The organism is Saccharopolyspora aridisoli (assembly GCF_004348445.1).
GTDB lineage: Bacteria > Actinomycetota > Actinomycetes > Mycobacteriales > Pseudonocardiaceae > Saccharopolyspora > Saccharopolyspora aridisoli.
Window position 1 is genome coordinate 1 of sequence record NZ_SMKV01000046.1, and the last position, 15,603, is coordinate 15,603.

Genomic DNA, 15,603 nt, shown 5'->3' on the forward strand with positions numbered 1-15,603 from the left:
GGGGCGGCCTGCGGTGGGGCCGGGATCAGCCCGCGGTCGTAGCCCAGGGCGGTCGCGGTGATCTCCACCGCTGAGGCTGCGGCCATGCAGTGGCCCACGAGGGGTTTGACCGAGTAGAGCTCGGCCTCGGGGGGCAGTAGCTCGTCGGCCACGGTGGCTTCGGCGCGGTCGCACTGCTGGGTCCCCGGCCCGTGGGCGTTGAGGTAGCGCACCTGCGATAGCTCTGCCCCGGCGTTGGACAGCGCTTCGGAGAAGCACCGCCTCAGCTCGGCCGAACCCGGATCCACCGAGGTGACGTGGTGGGCGTCGTGCGACATCGCGCCGCCGAGCACCCGCAGGTACGGGTTCGGCGACCGGTTCGACAGAACCATGCCGATCGACGCCTCGCCCATGATGAAGCCCCGGCTGCCCTCCTGGAACGGTCTGCACGCCTGCAGCGGCTCGGTGTCGGTGACCGCCACCCCGAGCCGGTTGAAGTGCAGCACGGTCTCGGGCGCGGAGGACAGGTCGGTGGCCAGGAGGATCACGTCGTCCACCACGCCGGCCTCCAGCCAGGCCTTCGCGGTGATCAAGCCCGCATTGCCGGAGGCGCACGTTGTCGAGATGTTCATCGCCGGGCCGTGGAAGCCGAACTCCTGCATGAACGTCGACACCGGGGTCGAGGGCATCAGCGCCAGGTAGTCGCGGACCGACACGTCCGCGTCCCGCGTGCCGTAGAAGTCCCGCCACAGCTCCACGTCGCCGAGCACGGCCGCGTGCAGCAGCCCCACCCGCCGTCCGGGCTCCCAGCCCCGGCGTTCGGCGTCGAGGATCGCCTCGCGGCCGGCGGCTCGCATTGCCCTGGCGAAGCGACTCGGCCCGTCCAGCTCGTCACCGCCGTCCGGAACGGTCGCCACCCACGCCGCTTGGTCCCGGTCGGGACCGTGCCCCTCGGCCAGGTGAGCGGCCACCTGACCAGTGGCCAAGCCGTTCCACAGGGATTCGCGCCCCCAGCCGTAACCGGTCACCGCTCCGATGCCGTTGATTCCGCAGTGCTGGTCGATCATTGCTCGTCTCTCCCGGATCGCGATCACCGCTGCACCCTGCGGGTGGCGGACAATGCCCGGGGTCGCCGCAGCTCGCTGAGCTCGATCGACATAGCCGTGGTGTTGCTGGGATCGAAGCGCTGTGGTTCCTGCGGGAGAACCCCGGTCTCTCACGCCAGAGTGAAGATTAGGAACACGATTGGCTCCCTGCTGTGTTTGCACTCTCCCCGATGTCACGCTTTTGAATGAAGATCAATCGGAGCATCGGCTCTGCTCCGCTACATTACGTGTCCATTGCTGGCTTCACGTTCAAGATCGGTCATTCCCGCGCTCGGTCCCGGTGGTCGTCGCTACCTCCGCGAACGGTTGATGACCAGCGCTGATGGGGACCCCGGGGTGGTGAAGAGGGGCGGCGTCGGCACAACACTTAGGAGTGCTCGCGCCGGTTCGTGGGGTCCTAGGGCCACCACGGGCCGAATGGCCCTGGTGGCGAGCGCAGGCGCGAAGCTTCCTTGGATGGCTCATGGAGATTGACCCGAACGGCGGGCTCCCAGGCGGTTCTGGTTTCCACCGCGAGCTCCTCGAAGTGGCGTTGTCCGCGCAGGGCGCGGTCAGCTGGACGTTCGACTTCGCTGAGGATCAGCTCACCTGGACAGCCGGGATGGAGACGCTCCTCGGCATGCCCGGCGCCGGTGAGGAGGAGATACGGGCTCGCTTGGTGGAACTCCTCACGCCGTGGACGGTGGCCGCGCGGACGACCGTGAGGGGCCAGGGCCTCGACCTGGAGCAGCCCGTGGTCACCGCGGAGGGGCAGACGCGGGTGCTCCACTTCCACGCCCGCCCTGTCGGTGACCCACACCCCATCGCCCTGGTCGGGCTGGTCCGCGAGGTGACCGCCCTGCATCAGGACCGGCAGGCGTTGACCGATCTCGCCGGGCGGTACCGGCTGCTCGTCGAGCTCAGTCCCGATGCGATCTGCGTGCATCAGGACGAGGTCATCCAGTACGCCAACCCCGCCATGAGCACCATCCTCGGTGCCGAGTCCAGCGCGCAGCTCCTCGGGCGCCCGCTGACCGACTTCGTCGCTCCGGACTCGATCCCCCCGATGCGCGACCGGATCAAGTCGCTGGCGACCCCGGGCACCGCCACACCGCGGGCGCGGGCCGAGCTGCAGCGCCTCGACGGCACCGCCGTTCCGGTGGAGTTGGTGGCGGTGCGCATCACCTGGGAGGGACATCCGGCGGTGCAGGTCATCGGGCGCGACGTCACGAGGGAACAAGCGGCCGAGGCCACCCTGCGCTACCAAGCAGCTCTGGTGGATCACGTCAACAACGCGATCATCGCCCTCGACCGCAAGGGCGTGGTCACCAGCGTGAACCCCGCCGCCGAAACCGTCTACGGGGTGCCCGCCGATCAGGCGCTGGGCCGGCCCGTCACCGAGCTGGTCGGCGCCCCCCTGCAGCCCGAAGCGCTGCTGGCCGCGGGTGGGATCACCGAGGCGCGGCACCGGCGCAGCGACGGTACCGCCCTGGTGATCCGGCTCTCGGTCGCGAAGATGGACTCCGGGTTCGTGCTGGTGTGTGCCGACGAGACCGCGCGCCACCGAGCCGAACAGGACTTCGCCACCGTCGTCGACGCGCTCAACGAGGGCATCCTCGTGGTCGCCCCCACCGGCCTCATCGTCTCGGCCAACCCCGCCGCCGAGCAGATCCTGGGCGCACCCCGCTCGGCCATCGTCGGCTCGGCGCCCGAGACCTGGTCGGTGTTCGACGAGGCCGGGCAGCCGCTTCGGGCCCACCCTACGGTGTCGACACAGCGCAGCGGAGTGTCGCAGACCGCACGGGTGCTCCGGCTCGAACGGCCCGACGGGCGCAGCGTGTGGACGTCAGTCACCACCCGTCTGCTGGGCCCGCAGGACCGGCCGCCCCATGCGGTGGTCACCTCGTTCACCGACGTCACCGAGAAGCGCGCCGCCCGGGAGCGCCTGGAGCACGAGGCCACGCACGACCCGCTGACCGGGCTGGCCAACCGCACGCTGGTGCTGCGCCGCCTCGGGCACTCGCGGCACCCCACGCGCCCGCTGGCTCTGCTGTTTCTCGACCTGGACAACTTCAAGCGCATCAACGATTCCCTCGGCCACGTCGTGGGCGACGAGGTGCTGCGCACCGTCGGGCAACGCCTGGTGCAGGCCACCCGGGACGAGGCGCTGGTGGGTCGCCTCGGCGGGGACGAATTCGTCGTCCTCACCCAACACGAGAACACCCGCGACGCCCTCGGCGAACTCAGCCGACGCCTGCTCGCCGCCCTCACCGAGCCGATCCACGCGCAGGGCAGGCAACTGCACCTCCGCGCCAGCATCGGGATCGTGGTCTCGCACCCAGCCGATACCCGCGCTGGCCAGGACCTCCTGCGCGATGCCGACGTGGCCATGTACAAGGCCAAGGCAGGAGGGGGCAGGCGCTACGCGTTCTTCGACGTCGAGCTCCGCCAGCGCGTGCAGCGGCACATGGTGCTGGAGCAGGACTTGCACCACGCCGTGGCACAAGACCAGCTCTGGGTGGCCTACCAGCCCGTCGTCGACCTGCGCACCGGGCGCACGGTGGCCGTAGAAGGCCTGCTGCGGTGGCGGCACCCGGTGCACGGCACCGTCTCGCCGGGGGAGTTCATCCCGCTGGCCGAGGAAAGCGAGCTGATCAACTCCCTCGGCGCGCACATGCTGCGCACGGCCGTCCGGGAGCTCGCCGCCATGCGCGAGCGCCACCGGCTCGAGCTCCGACTGCACGCGAACCTCTCCCCACGCCAACTCGAAGACCCCGGCCTGCAGGCCACCGTCCAGCAAGCGCTCGCGGATTCCGGCCTGCCGGCCCGCGCTCTGTGCCTCGAGCTCACCGAGAACGCGATCATGTACGACCCCGCGGCAACAACACCCGTGCTCCACGCCCTCCGCGAGCTGGGAGTGTCACTGGCCATCGACGACTTCGGCACCGGGCACTCCTCGCTGGCCCAGCTGCGGCGACTCCCCTTCGACATCCTCAAGATCGACCGGTCCTTCATCACCGACCTCGAGGACTCCGACGAGCTCGACGTCCTCGTCACCAGCATCATCGCCATGGCCCACACGCTCGGGCTCACCGTCGTGACAGAAGGCATCGAAACAGCCCACCAACTCGACCTCCTCCGCGACCTCGGCAGCGGCCAAGCCCAGGGCTACTACCTCGGCAAACCCGCCCCGATCGAAGAACTCCTCCCCTTCTCCCGTTTGCCACCGCGGGATGAGCCGCCCCCCGCCGAATCGGGACCCCAGTAGCAGCGGCCGGGGTACAGGATCCGTAGCGGGTGCTGGGCCGAGTCGGCACTGGCTCGCCTGTTGTCGCAGGTCACACAGAACGTGTCGGCGGCACCGGTCGCCGCGACCGCATTCGCCCAGGTCGAGCCGTACCCGGTGTTGCACGACGAAGAACTCGCTCAACCCAGCGACCAACCAGGGATCCGTTCGAGGGCTACGCCGGCACCAGTGCCTCCGCATTCCGCGCGGAAGTCGAGGCCGAACGAGCCCCTCGCCCGCGGCGAACACCTGCCGGCCACCACTACGGCCCACGACCACGACACCCTCGCCGACCCGGCAGCCGCCGAAGCCGCAGCCAGGTTGAACCAGTTCACCGAGCACACCCGGTTCCAAGGGCGAGTGATCACCGATCCGCGTCGGATCAAGCGCCTCATGCAACGGCACGACCCACAGATTCACCCCGGCGCTTGCCGGATTGGTCCCGTTGGCAGGGCCCGAGCGACCAGGGGCTCCGTCCGTGTTACCCAGCAAGAGGTCACCCGAGCGCTCGGCGACCTCGGGCCACGGCACGGGGGTAGCGACTTGCCCCGGATCTTCGATGACGCTCCAGAACAGTTCGCGGCTCTTCTCGGCAGCGCGAACAGGCAGTGAGCGGCCGCGATCCCCTCCATGCCTCCACGTGGACAAGCGAAGCGGAGTGGTTGTTGTGGCAACCAGTACGCTGCGGACAACGCACCCGCTGTAGCGGCTTCGGGTTCACAAGCACATCGCGGTCAAGGCGGATCGTTCTGGTACGTGCCGGTGCAGGCATGGAACGCGGACGGCGAGGCCCTCGTGCCGTCCTACCTGGAGGCGGGCAGCTCACGCACGCCATTGATGCGCCAGGATTTGCGCGGTTGTACAGGCTGCGGCGGCAGTGCCCGCCCGACGAGGGGCAGTGCGGTCCCCGCCGCCACGAAACCCGCTTGGTGTCCAGCAATTCAGGGTTGCCCGCCAGGAGGCCCAGACGTGCGCGAAGCCGGTAGTGGGGACCTGCGGTTCACGGGTCTGGCGTGCCCGGGTGTCGAAAAACGAATCCTCGTTGGAAAACAGGACGGTGGCACGCGGGCATAGGATTGATTCCGGCAGTGAGAAGGGGCCGAGTTCAACCACCTCACCTGGGACGATCTCAACCACCTGCCCGGGATGAGCTGCTGGACCGCCTCGAAGCCGAGCTGGAGTACTGGACGCGCCAGGAAAAGGCGCGGGTTCACCGACGCCAATCGGGCCAGGCGTGAGGAGTTGAGCCGGATCCTTCGCGGTGTGCGACCCAGCCGCGCGGGAGAACCGCTGCACCGGCGTCGAAGTTCGACCAACGCAGTGGCAGAGCTCACCGTCTTTAAAACGGTTCGCACCATGAATGGGGCCATGAAGACGCGACATGAGGAGAAAGAATCTCCAAAACACCAGGTCACAGATGGTGGGCGCAGTTGGGTTCGAACCAACGACCCCCTGCTTGTAAGGGACATCGACGCCGTTGACGCTGCACTCTACCTGCAACTTTGCCCGCACAGACTCCCTCTTTACCCCGCGCAGATCACTCTGATTCACACCGTTTCATGCCACGAGTAATGCCACGATGGATCGCATAATTGTTGGCCAGCACCAACCGGAGCTCGCTGGCCTGAACCGGCACCGGCCTAGATGACAGCGCGCGATGCGGCAGCCAGAGCAAACCTCGCAAGGTCACTCCAGGACTCACGCGGGCCTCTGAGATGATCTGCGGTCATGGCAGCTAGTGAGCGCAGGCGTCACCGATTGCGCACTGGGCTGCTTACCTTGCTAACCGGATTCAGCGCCCTTCTCGTAGCCCTGTTGGCAGCGGCCACCAATCTGGCCACCAACGCCGTTCCTCAGCAGTTCACACCATGGACCGAGGACCCCTCGTGGACCTGGGGTACAACCACCGTCCTTGCCACTCTGGTCATCCTTGTTGGTGTCGCCCTCCAACGGCTGTCCTCACCCGAACCTGCCCGGCCTGCTGCCGCGCGCACCGCTGAACTCGACAGCGTTAACCCCGCCCATAACCTGTCGCCACGCGATCCGGCTTTCATCGGCCGCGACGCCGTGTTCGAACGCATCGAGGCTGAGCTCCGGGACGGACCCGTCGCAGTGGTAGCGATGCACGGCCTGGGCGGCATGGGTAAGTCGGCCATCGCCCTAGAACTCGCCTATCGAGGACATGAGTCCGGGCGATATTCCATCGCCTGGTGGATCCATGCGGAGACCGAATCCACCCTTGTCGAAGACATCTCGGAGCTCGCTCCCATCTTGGGCCTGAGCGTGTCGGACGACCAAGACCAAACCGTGAAGGAGGTGCGCGCGGCACTCCGGAACCGAAACGACTGGCTGATCGTGTTCGACAACGTTGCCGATCCTGACGCTGTCCGCCCATGGCTCCCTGGTGGCTCAGGTGCCACGCTGATCACCAGCCGGTTCCGCGGCTGGAGCAAGCTCGCCGTACAGGTCGACCTCGACCGATTCACGCGCGAAGAGTCCTTGGCCTATTTGGCCGGTACGGTCGAGCGCTACGACCCGGCCGCTGCTAACGAGCTGGCACAGGTGTTGGGCGACTTGCCGCTGGCCCTCGTCCAGGCCGCAGGCTACCTCGACCGGCGCGACCTGCCGATCGAGAGGTATCTGGAACTGTACCGGGACCGAGACGCTGCTGGCCGCCTGCTTGCCGAGGCAGTTGATGGATACCCGGACAGCGTCGCCACGACCTGGCTGCTGCACTACGACCAGCTCGCCGAGGATGAACCTGCGGCCCTGCAACTACTCAGGCTATGTGCCTTCCTCGACCCGGAGGACATTGACCTGGACCTGCTGCTGTCCGTGCCCGAACTTCTCCCGCCCGAGCTGGTAGCCACCGCTTCGCCCATTGACTACGAACGCGTGGTAGGTGAGTTGGCCCGAGCCAACCTTGTGACCAGGATGGACAAGAATCGGATCAGATTGCACCGGTTGGTGTCGCAGGTGACGCGGCTGCAGCTGGAGGCCAGTGCCGGCGAGTGGGCGCTGTTGGCTGCAACACTCGTGAACCGACTGTTCCCCATCCACTCGCACGAGCCGAGCCAATGGCCGCGCTGCGCGCTGCTCGCAGCGCACGCCAGCAGCGTGATCGAGCACAACGAAAGCCTTGCGGTATCCGATGCACAGGCACGTGCACTGTACGACCGGCTCGGGGTGTACCTGCAGACCCAAGTCGACGGCGATGTGGACGTCTCTTCGCTCGGCCCCGCGGACTGGCGTATCTCACCAGTCCGCTCCCGCTACTCGCACCAAATACAGCGCATCGCTCCTAAGATGCTCGCCGGTCGCGACCGCGAACTCGCGGACCTGGCTGCCTTCACGACAAGCGAAGACGAACCCAGTTACCTGTGGCTGCGGGCCGGAGCGGGGTCAGGCAAGACTGCGCTGTTGGCCTGGTTCGCACTACACCCGCCAGCAGGGGTGCGGGTTGTGTCCTTTTTTGTCTCGGCAAGATGGGCCGGGCAGTCCGACCGCTCAGCGTTTGTCGAAAACGTGATTGAGCAATTAGTGGAGATACTGGGCCAGCCGATGCCTGCCCCCCTTTCCGAGGCGACTCACGAGGCACATCTGCACGCCCTCCTGGAGGAAGCGGCGCAAGCCTGCCGCAGTCGGGGTGAGCGTTTGGTCCTGCTCGTCGATGGTCTGGACGAGGACCGGGGAGGGCACACGGGATCCGACGCCCACAGCATCGCCGCACTACTGCCAACTCACCCGCCACGCGGGTTGCGGATCATCGTCGCGGACCGACCGAACTCAGCATTCCCCGCGGACGTACCGGCTCATCACTCTCTACGTGTCCCGGGCATCGTTCGCCCACTTACGCTTAACCCGGATGGTGGTACGAAATATCTACTAGCCGAAATGAAGCAAGAATTAAGGAGTTTGCTGGGCGCGGTTGGCAACCAAGAGGTACTTGGTCTGATCACCGCCGCCGGCGGTGGCTTGACAGTGACCGACCTCGCCGAAATTACGGACACACCTGCCGAGGCTCTTCAGGACCTCATAAACGGGTGCAGCTTCACTAAGCGGAGCGAGGGAGATAGGCCCCCCGTCTACCAACTAGCTCACGAGCAAATGCACGAGACCGTCTTACAGATACTTGGACCTAGGCGCATAGCTAAGTACCGCGATGCCCTGCACAGTTGGGCGGATAGTTACCGAGTGCGCAAGTGGCCCGAAGACACACCTGACTACTTGCTGTCCACATACCCGCGCATGCTCCACCAGTACGCCGATGTAGCGCGCCTAGTTGACTACGTGACCGACGTGGCACGCCATGATCGAATGCGGCAGCGGTTCGGGGGCGACGCAGCGGCCATCTCAGAGGTAGACAGAGCCTTGAAGGCCGTTGCCAAGTGCGATAACGCTGATCTGTTCAAGCGACTCGTTGCTCGAAGGAAGGCCTTGCAGTAGCGGACACCCCTGCGAAGGCGTTCCGGGCCAGTCTCTCACCTAAAGGCAGCGCGAATTCTGCCCGCGAACGCTACGATCTTGAACTGGGATCAAGCCGAAGCCGTGACATGAAAGCTTTGAACCGAAACTAGTCCTCTGAATCCACCAAGTGGACGGTCTGGCCGTTTCGCAGCGGAGCGTCCGCTGGCCCCTTGACATGCGGGTTGATCCAGACTGGGCGGTGTTCTTCGCGCGAGGCGTACCACTGATTGCGCCAGTGACCACGCACAGTCCATCGGACCTGATAGTTACGCCCCGCGCCTTCGGAGACGGGGGTATCCGCACGATCTCGGATCCGGACGACACGCACCGCGTTGGGGTTGTAGCCCTCACGAGCCGCTCTACGGCGAATGTTGCGCGGCAGAGGGTGCTCATCGACAGAGGTCACCCCTGGCTGCGTGATCAGGAGCCAGGTTGCCCGCACAACCTGTGACCAGGCAATCGTCGTCGCTTTCACCTGCTGCCAGTCGGCCCTTGACCCTTCGAACTCATGCTTGTGGACGACGGTGCCCTTGTCCGTGTGTTCAAAAATCTGGACTCCGACTGCTCCAAACCGCGTGATGACCTCGTTGTCCCAGTTCAATTCGGCTCGGCGCCGGCGAATAAATGCTTCGGCTTCTTCCTGGTCCATGCCGCGGTGCTTCATGACCAGTGGAACTTCAACTGACAGGTCCGTGGCCGACCAGAAGGTAATCCAAACACCCGGGTCACCGGGTACGACACCGGCGAGCGGCCCCCACGAAGCAGCAACGATCGTCACAACGTCATTCGCTGCGGCGGGAAACCTCGGATCTGGTTCCGGCAGGTAAGCACCGATTGGTTCGGCAAACACCATGAAGCCATACTCGCTGGGCACATCCTCGGGGTGGAGGTTGTGCACAGGCAGAGTTTCTACCGATGCAAGCGCCAGACGAGTCATATCCGCGCTGATGTAGAACAGCTCGGCCGCAAAGAGCCGATCACGTTCCTGCTTCAGAAGGTCGGCTGCGTCCTTGTTGAAGTCGCCCGTAAGCGACCTCATCGTACCCCGCTGACCAGCAAGATTGCGGACAAGAACCTGGTGCTGAAACGGGTTTCGCATCGAGTCAGCTAGCGATTCGCGCAGGCCAGGTAGCTTATTCGGCTGAGGCGGGCTCCAGGTCGTGGGCACGGCTGCCGGCGGTTCGCTCGACGAGGTCGTCACGCCATCGACTGTACGAGACCCAAGGACCCGTCGGGCGCTTTCTCCAGTCAGTTCAGCCAAAACGAGGCAGGCCAACGATCGACGCTGCTCGATGTGAAGCTGACCCGCACGCGATACTCCGAGCCGCCAATCTTCAGCGCGCTGTCGGTGCTTCTGGGTAGCGTACGTGCCATGCCGAACGAGCCCATGTCCATCCGAGCAGGAGATCCTTGGAAAGAACAGGATTACCAGCGTTTCGTTGAAGAACTACGAAACGGTCGCCCCATGGAGGACATTGCGGAAGTGCTGCAACGAACCGTCAAGTCGGTCAGGGGGCGTCTCCTGCGGCTGGTTCCTCTGGAGCTTCAAGCCACCTTGAAGCCGTCTGAACGCGAGCTCTGGGTTCGTGAGGCCCTCAATGCAGACGAAACCTATGACTGGCTCGCCACCCTGCGGGAAAACTACAGCGCGCGCCGGGAGCACTTCTGGAGCACCGCAGACACAACATTGCTGCGCGAGAAATGGGAGGCCAGGGAGCCTCTCCCAAATATCGCGGAGGAGTTTGGCATCTCCGAGGTCATGGCGGCACAGCACCTGTGCCGCCATGGACTTGCACAATCGATGCAGGAGGTTGTTGACCGCCTCGGCGTAACACCAGGTGGAACGATCGACATTCGAACTCGTATGGCGCTGGACCGGGCCGCGGCGTCAGTCTGGGTTCTGATCACAGACGGTGTCGGCACACGCGTTCCTGGGTTGAATAGACAGCGTCAACATGTCTCGACGCACGTCTCACTTGAAGACGCCGAGGACCGCCTGGACGACCTGCTGCGTGAGGCAGAGGCGCACGGCTATGGCCCAGTGAAGTGGTCGATTGTGTGCCGGTCCCTCGGGGACGACACGACCGGGCAGGAGCGGCACGGGATCGCCGAAGACGTCGATGACGTTGCTTCCTGAAAGCTGTGGCCACCGATCGCAGATGACGGCCAGACTCTTCCATCCGTCGTCTGACCCCGGTTTCATGACCCAGTGGCTTCCACCCGCGGCTTCCGCCGGTACTTCATCGGTCAGGCACTATCGACCTTCGGCGACAGCCTCATCCCGCTGACCATCGCATTCGCCTCTTTGCAGGTGGGCGGGGCCGGCGCCCTCGGACTTGTACTGGCAGCCAATCGCATTCCGATCGCGCTGTTGGTGCTGTTCGGCGGGATATTGGGTGATCGGTGGGACCGCCGATGGGTGATGGTCGGCGCCGACATTTTGAGATGCGTTTCGCAATCGGCTACGGGCCTGCTCCTGGTCTTTGGCACAGCCGAAACTTGGCATCTAATCCTCCTCCAGGCATTGGCCGGCGTGGGTACTGCAGCGTTCGTGCCGGCTGCGAACGGACTGGTCCCGGCGTTGGTGCCAGCTGAGCGACTGCAGAGAGCGAACGCGCTCCTAGGACTGGCAGCGAACACCAACAAGGTGCTGTCCATTAGCGTCGCTGGCGTCCTGGTGGCGACGGTCGGACCGGGTGTCGCGCTACTCCTCGATGCCGGGACATTCGCGGCATCCGCAGCTTCGCTTCTGGCGCTGAAGCTGCCTAAACAGGCGCGCGAAGCTCACCGCCCCAGTCTCTGGCACGACGTGCGGGCCGGAGCGCAACTGGTCATCAGGACGCCCTGGTTGCGGACATTGGTCGTCTACTCGGCGCTTCTGCAGGCTCTCGTTATCGGGCCGCACATGGTGGCTGGTCCTCTGCTTGCCAACGAGAGACTCGGAGGCGCCGGCGCGTGGGCCGCGATCGGTGTCGTTCAAGCAATCGGATCAATCGCCGGCGGAATGGTCGCCTACCGCTGGCAGCCCAGAAGACCGCTGCGCGCAGCGTTTGGCCTAAGTCTGCTGATGCTTCCATACCTCCTGCTCTTCGCTTGTGGAGCGCCGTTGTGGCTGGTCATCGCGAGTGCGATCGCAGTAGGAGCGCAGGGAGCATTCTTCATGGCAGTGCAGTCAACTCTGCTCCAAAGTCAAATACCGAGCGAATCACGTTCGCGGGTGTCCGCCTGGTCTCAACTGGGCAACCTCGTTCTCCTACCCGCTTCACTCGCTGTAGCCGGGCCGGTAGCAACTGAGATTGGCGGCGCCGCCGTGTTGCTCACCGGTGGAGGCTGGCTGCTGGCGTCAACTGCAGTAGCGCTGTGCAGTGCATCAATACGAAACATGAGATCGACAGCTACTAAACCCATCACAGCGCCCCCTCACACCGGGTCAAGATCGTCCGGATGACGCCTTCTGGCATGCTTGAGGACAGGGAACCTTCGGTGTGGTGTAGTTATGCGCAGCGGATCGTAACCGTTCTCCCCCTTCCAGCCACTTTCAGAGCTACGGAAGGGATTAGATGTCTTTGTTTTTCCTGCTTGGATGGGGTTTGGCTGCTTCGTCACTGATCGTGACGCCGGCCGTGCAGGCGCTGACAAGTTCAAGCAAGCGCCGCCGCGATGAATCCCTTCGGAACCTCCGCTTTAACGCTGCATGCGTCGTGAGGTTCATCGGCGTGGCCGGCGTCGTTGCTGGAGCTCTCGAACTGCTCCCGCTTCGGTAAAAGACAGAGAAGGGCCGCGCCCGTTCTGGGCGCGGCCCATCTGGCCCGGTAGAACCCGCTTAGCGGCCAGTGCCAACCTGCTGCGGTGTCCAAGGTAGCGGCAAGGCATCGTCTTCGTTCCGTGGAACCACGTGTAGATGCAGGTGGTACTGGGTTTGCGTGGCCGCTGCTCCCTTGTTGGTGATGATGTTCGCGGCTGGTAGCTCGGCTGCGAGTTCAGCGGCGGCGGCCATCGTGTAGCCGGAGACGTCCGGCGCTTCGCCGACGTCCGCGACGTGGCGGTGCGGGATCACGAGCAGGTGGCCAGCGGTGACCGGGTTCAGCGGTCGAATGGCGATGACGTCCGGCCAGCTCCGAACGAAGGTCGCGCGCGCCTGGCCTGCGACAATCGAGCAGAAGATGCATCTCATGCGTGGGTCTCTGTTCTGTAGAGCGTTTTCCAAGACTCGGTGGGGTCGATCTGTTCCGTCGTGGCCGCCCGCCAGAACAGGCGGGCGGCCCAGCGCAGCCAGTGGCGAATCACGTGTGACGGATCGGTAGGTCGCGCAGGCTGATCCCGGTCCAGCCCTGCCGCTTGAGGTGGTCAACGGAATACCGGGCAGCGCGACGCTTGATCGTGCCGTTGCGGTAGGTCGCGAGGGCCGCGTGGAACCCGTCAGCGATGTAGCTCATGCCAAGGCCCCAGATGTCCGGGTGGTTGCTGTCGAGCTGCTCAAGCGTGTAGTTGCGCTTGATGTTCGGGACAACAGCAACGCCGATGGAATCGAGTGCACGGATTCCGTTGAGCATCTCGTTGTAGGCGTCAGCTCCGAGGACGTAATCAGTCTCGACGATCTCGAACCCTGCCCGCTTGGCTCGGAGGTACTTCTCGACGTGCTGGTCGAAGGTGATCGACCCCTTCTTCCGCCCCCACTGGCGAATGCGTTCACCGTCGTTGAAGCACTCAACAGTGCCGATGAAGCCGAGGCAGCCGGCCTCCCGAAGTTGTTCCATGGCCGCGGTTGAGTCGATCGCGTAGGTGAAGGGGAAGAAGCCCGCGTTGTCGAAACCGTGCCGTCGGTACTCGTCGATGAGCTGCAGCATCATCGTGAGCTCACGTTCTTCGTCTGGCTGGCATCCGGTGGTGATGTTCACCGAGACGAGCTCGGAGCGGTCCCAGCCACGGCGGTCGAAGTCTTCTGCCAGTGCCTGCACGTGGCGACCGACGTAGTCCTTGGGCGGCGGGGTGAAACTCTTCACCGCTCCCCTGCTGCACCCGAGGCAGCCGCCGGCGCAGGTCGAGTAGGGCGAGATGATTGCCGCGGTCGGCAGCGGCACGAAGTCCGGCGAAACCCTGCTGTAGTAGTGATTGCTCGCGCCGAGGATCTGGGCGTGAACTCCGACCTCTGCCAGGACCTCACCGGTGGCTCGCAGGGTCAACCGAGCGCTCCGTCCGTCTCGGGTGAAGACGATTGGCGAGGCACTGCGGTAGTCCGGAATGCAGATCGTCTGGTAGTTCGACTTGCTGGTTTCGGGGTCGGTGTAGATCAGCGTGTAGGTACGGCTGCCAAGCGACTCCCTCGCGTCACAACCAACGAAGCCGACCAGCAGAGAGAGCAGCTGTGTACGGGACAAGCCAGTGTCCGGGTCCACTTCATCGCTGTCGTCTACAGGGGTGAATGCCTCGATGTAGTCACGAGCTTCAGACACGAACGCTGACAGCCGATCCGCGACTTCCCGCCGCTCGTCGACCGACAGGCCGCCTTCATCCGCCTGCCTTTGGGTGGGCTCAACAGGCAACAGCTGCTTGTTCAACGACAATGGAATCTCCACTTCCTTCGGGTGGTGGAACCCGGCCGAGGCGGTGATCTGCGGAAGGTGAAGCGCCTCGGCCGGGCCTGCAGCGGTCCGAACGGACCCGACGCATCGCCTGACGAGAGCCAGGCGACGCATCGTCGACCGGTCGGCGGTGTGCCCTACGCCGTTGCCTTTTGCCGTCGAGGTCGGCCCGAAGCTGTTCCTCGCTTGTCGCTGTACATGTCGGCGTCAGCTCGGCCGAGCAGCTCCTCGATCGCGGCCGGTCCAGCACTCACAGCGGACCCGATACTGGCGGTGACCGTGATCGTGTAGCCATCGATGGTCATCGGCCTAGCCACCGCCGCGTGCAGCTGTTGCCTCAACTGGCAGAGCTCCCCCGTGCTCCGCGGCTTGCCACACCAGAAGGCGAACTCGTCACCGGAGAGCCGCACCGCCAACTGACGCGGCCCTTGCAACCGCCGTAGCCGTCGAGCGACCGTGGCCAGCACCTGGTCGCCGTAGCGGTGCCCGAAGGTGTCGTTGATCGCCTTGAACTCGTTGAGGTCGAGCATGAACAGCGCGGCGGAGTCACCGGTGTTCTTTCGAGCCGCTTGTTCGAGCGCCAGGCGGTTGGCGAGCCCGGTCAGCGCGTCGGTGCGGAGCCGGCGCCGAAGCGCCGCCACGCGGAGGTGGGTGTAGGCCCAGCCTGCCGCTGTGAGGGCGAAACCGATCTGGGCGTGCGTTCCATTGAGGCGGATCTTCATCGCGCCCCCTCGATTCGGTTCTGCATGGTGGTGTCTCCTCGGTTGTGGGTGGATCACCTGGGGACGCCGGGTGCTTGGCGGCTTCGAGGCGAACCAGGTGCTGGACGGTGCGAGGCTCGGCGGAGGCGGGCGCGCAAGAACCGCAGGAGAACCGCCGTGCGGCGCTAAGGTGCGGGCATGGTGATCGATGCGAACGCGGTGACGAACCTGCCGGGGCTTGAAGACCGGAAGATGGACAACTTGATCGCCCTGCGTGCTGCCTGCCAGGTGACCGGTCCGCCGGCGACGTCGCAGGATGTCCGTCCCTACGTCGACGAGTTCACACGCTGGCTCGACGGCTCGGTAAGTGCAGCGGACCGCCTGGTTCGCCGCTACGTCCTGCTCGCCGTCACCGACGGGCGTTCCGCACTCGGTAGTTCCGAGCAGGACGCATCGGGCGTCGCGCGCCTCGCCGAGGAGCTGTACCGGAAGGTCTCCTAGCA

10 protein-coding genes are annotated in these 15,603 nt (G+C 65.1%); 5 read left to right on the forward strand and 5 right to left on the reverse strand.

Features of this window, described 5'->3' with window-relative positions; all coding sequences use genetic code 11:
• Window positions 1-1,046: beta-ketoacyl synthase N-terminal-like domain-containing protein (locus E1161_RS24290; RefSeq protein ID WP_132627056.1), on the reverse strand; the 1,046-nt coding region annotated here is incomplete at its 3' end.
• A gap of 502 nt (window positions 1,047-1,548) precedes the next feature.
• Here E1161_RS24290 and E1161_RS24295 point away from each other — a divergent pair.
• Window positions 1,549-4,332, forward strand: a complete 2,784-nt coding sequence (locus tag E1161_RS24295) for a sensor domain-containing protein (RefSeq protein WP_132627057.1) — start codon at window positions 1,549-1,551, stop codon at window positions 4,330-4,332.
• 1,833 nt (window positions 4,333-6,165) lie between these two features.
• Window positions 6,166-8,796: a DUF7779 domain-containing protein gene (locus E1161_RS24305; RefSeq protein ID WP_165939927.1), complete on the forward strand. Its 2,631-nt coding sequence runs from the start codon at window positions 6,166-6,168 to the stop codon at window positions 8,794-8,796.
• A 127-nt stretch (window positions 8,797-8,923) separates the two neighbouring features.
• On the opposite strand, the gene E1161_RS24310 is transcribed toward E1161_RS24305, so the two are convergent.
• Window positions 8,924-10,018: a hypothetical protein gene (locus E1161_RS24310; RefSeq protein WP_132627059.1), complete on the reverse strand. Its 1,095-nt coding sequence runs from the start codon at window positions 10,016-10,018 to the stop codon at window positions 8,924-8,926.
• Window positions 10,019-10,111: 93 nt separating this feature from the next.
• Between E1161_RS24310 and E1161_RS24315 the strand changes: the two genes are divergently transcribed.
• The gene (locus tag E1161_RS24315) at window positions 10,112-10,954 is read left to right on the forward strand and encodes a hypothetical protein (RefSeq protein ID WP_132627060.1); all 843 of its coding nucleotides are present in this window, start codon (window positions 10,112-10,114) and stop codon (window positions 10,952-10,954) included.
• Window positions 10,955-11,026: 72 nt separating this feature from the next.
• Complete coding sequence (locus E1161_RS24320) at window positions 11,027-12,265, forward strand: MFS transporter (protein ID WP_132627061.1); 1,239 nt, start codon at window positions 11,027-11,029, stop codon at window positions 12,263-12,265.
• Between the two features lie 375 nt (window positions 12,266-12,640).
• Here E1161_RS24320 and E1161_RS24325 read toward each other — a convergent pair whose 3' ends face one another.
• The 3 genes from E1161_RS24325 to E1161_RS24335 all read right to left on the reverse strand — a co-directional run bounded on the left by E1161_RS24325 (window position 12,641) and on the right by E1161_RS24335 (window position 15,121).
• Window positions 12,641-12,991 (reverse strand): HIT family protein, encoded by a 351-nt coding sequence (locus E1161_RS24325; protein ID WP_132627062.1) that lies wholly within the window; start codon window positions 12,989-12,991, stop codon window positions 12,641-12,643.
• Window positions 12,992-13,100: 109 nt separating this feature from the next.
• The gene (locus E1161_RS24330; RefSeq protein ID WP_132627063.1) at window positions 13,101-14,381 is read right to left on the reverse strand and encodes a hypothetical protein; all 1,281 of its coding nucleotides are present in this window, start codon (window positions 14,379-14,381) and stop codon (window positions 13,101-13,103) included.
• A 155-nt stretch (window positions 14,382-14,536) separates the two neighbouring features.
• A complete protein-coding gene (locus E1161_RS24335) occupies window positions 14,537-15,121 on the reverse strand; it encodes a GGDEF domain-containing protein (RefSeq protein ID WP_132627064.1) in 585 nt (194 codons plus the stop codon).
• Window positions 15,122-15,298: 177 nt separating this feature from the next.
• Between E1161_RS24335 and E1161_RS24340 the strand changes: the two genes are divergently transcribed.
• Window positions 15,299-15,601, forward strand: a complete 303-nt coding sequence (locus E1161_RS24340; protein ID WP_132627065.1) for a hypothetical protein — start codon at window positions 15,299-15,301, stop codon at window positions 15,599-15,601.
• Window positions 15,602-15,603: the final 2 nt, after the last annotated feature.

Coding starts and splice junctions, on each gene's coding strand:
- E1161_RS24295 (WP_132627057.1), top strand. CDS start 1,549: ATGGAGATTGACCCGAACGGCGGGCTCCCAGGCGGTTCTGGTTTCCAC.
- E1161_RS24340 (WP_132627065.1), top strand. CDS start 15,299: ATGGTGATCGATGCGAACGCGGTGACGAACCTGCCGGGGCTTGAAGAC.
- E1161_RS24325 (WP_132627062.1), bottom strand. CDS start 12,991: ATGAGATGCATCTTCTGCTCGATTGTCGCAGGCCAGGCGCGCGCGACC.
- E1161_RS24335 (WP_132627064.1), bottom strand. CDS start 15,121: ATGAAGATCCGCCTCAATGGAACGCACGCCCAGATCGGTTTCGCCCTC.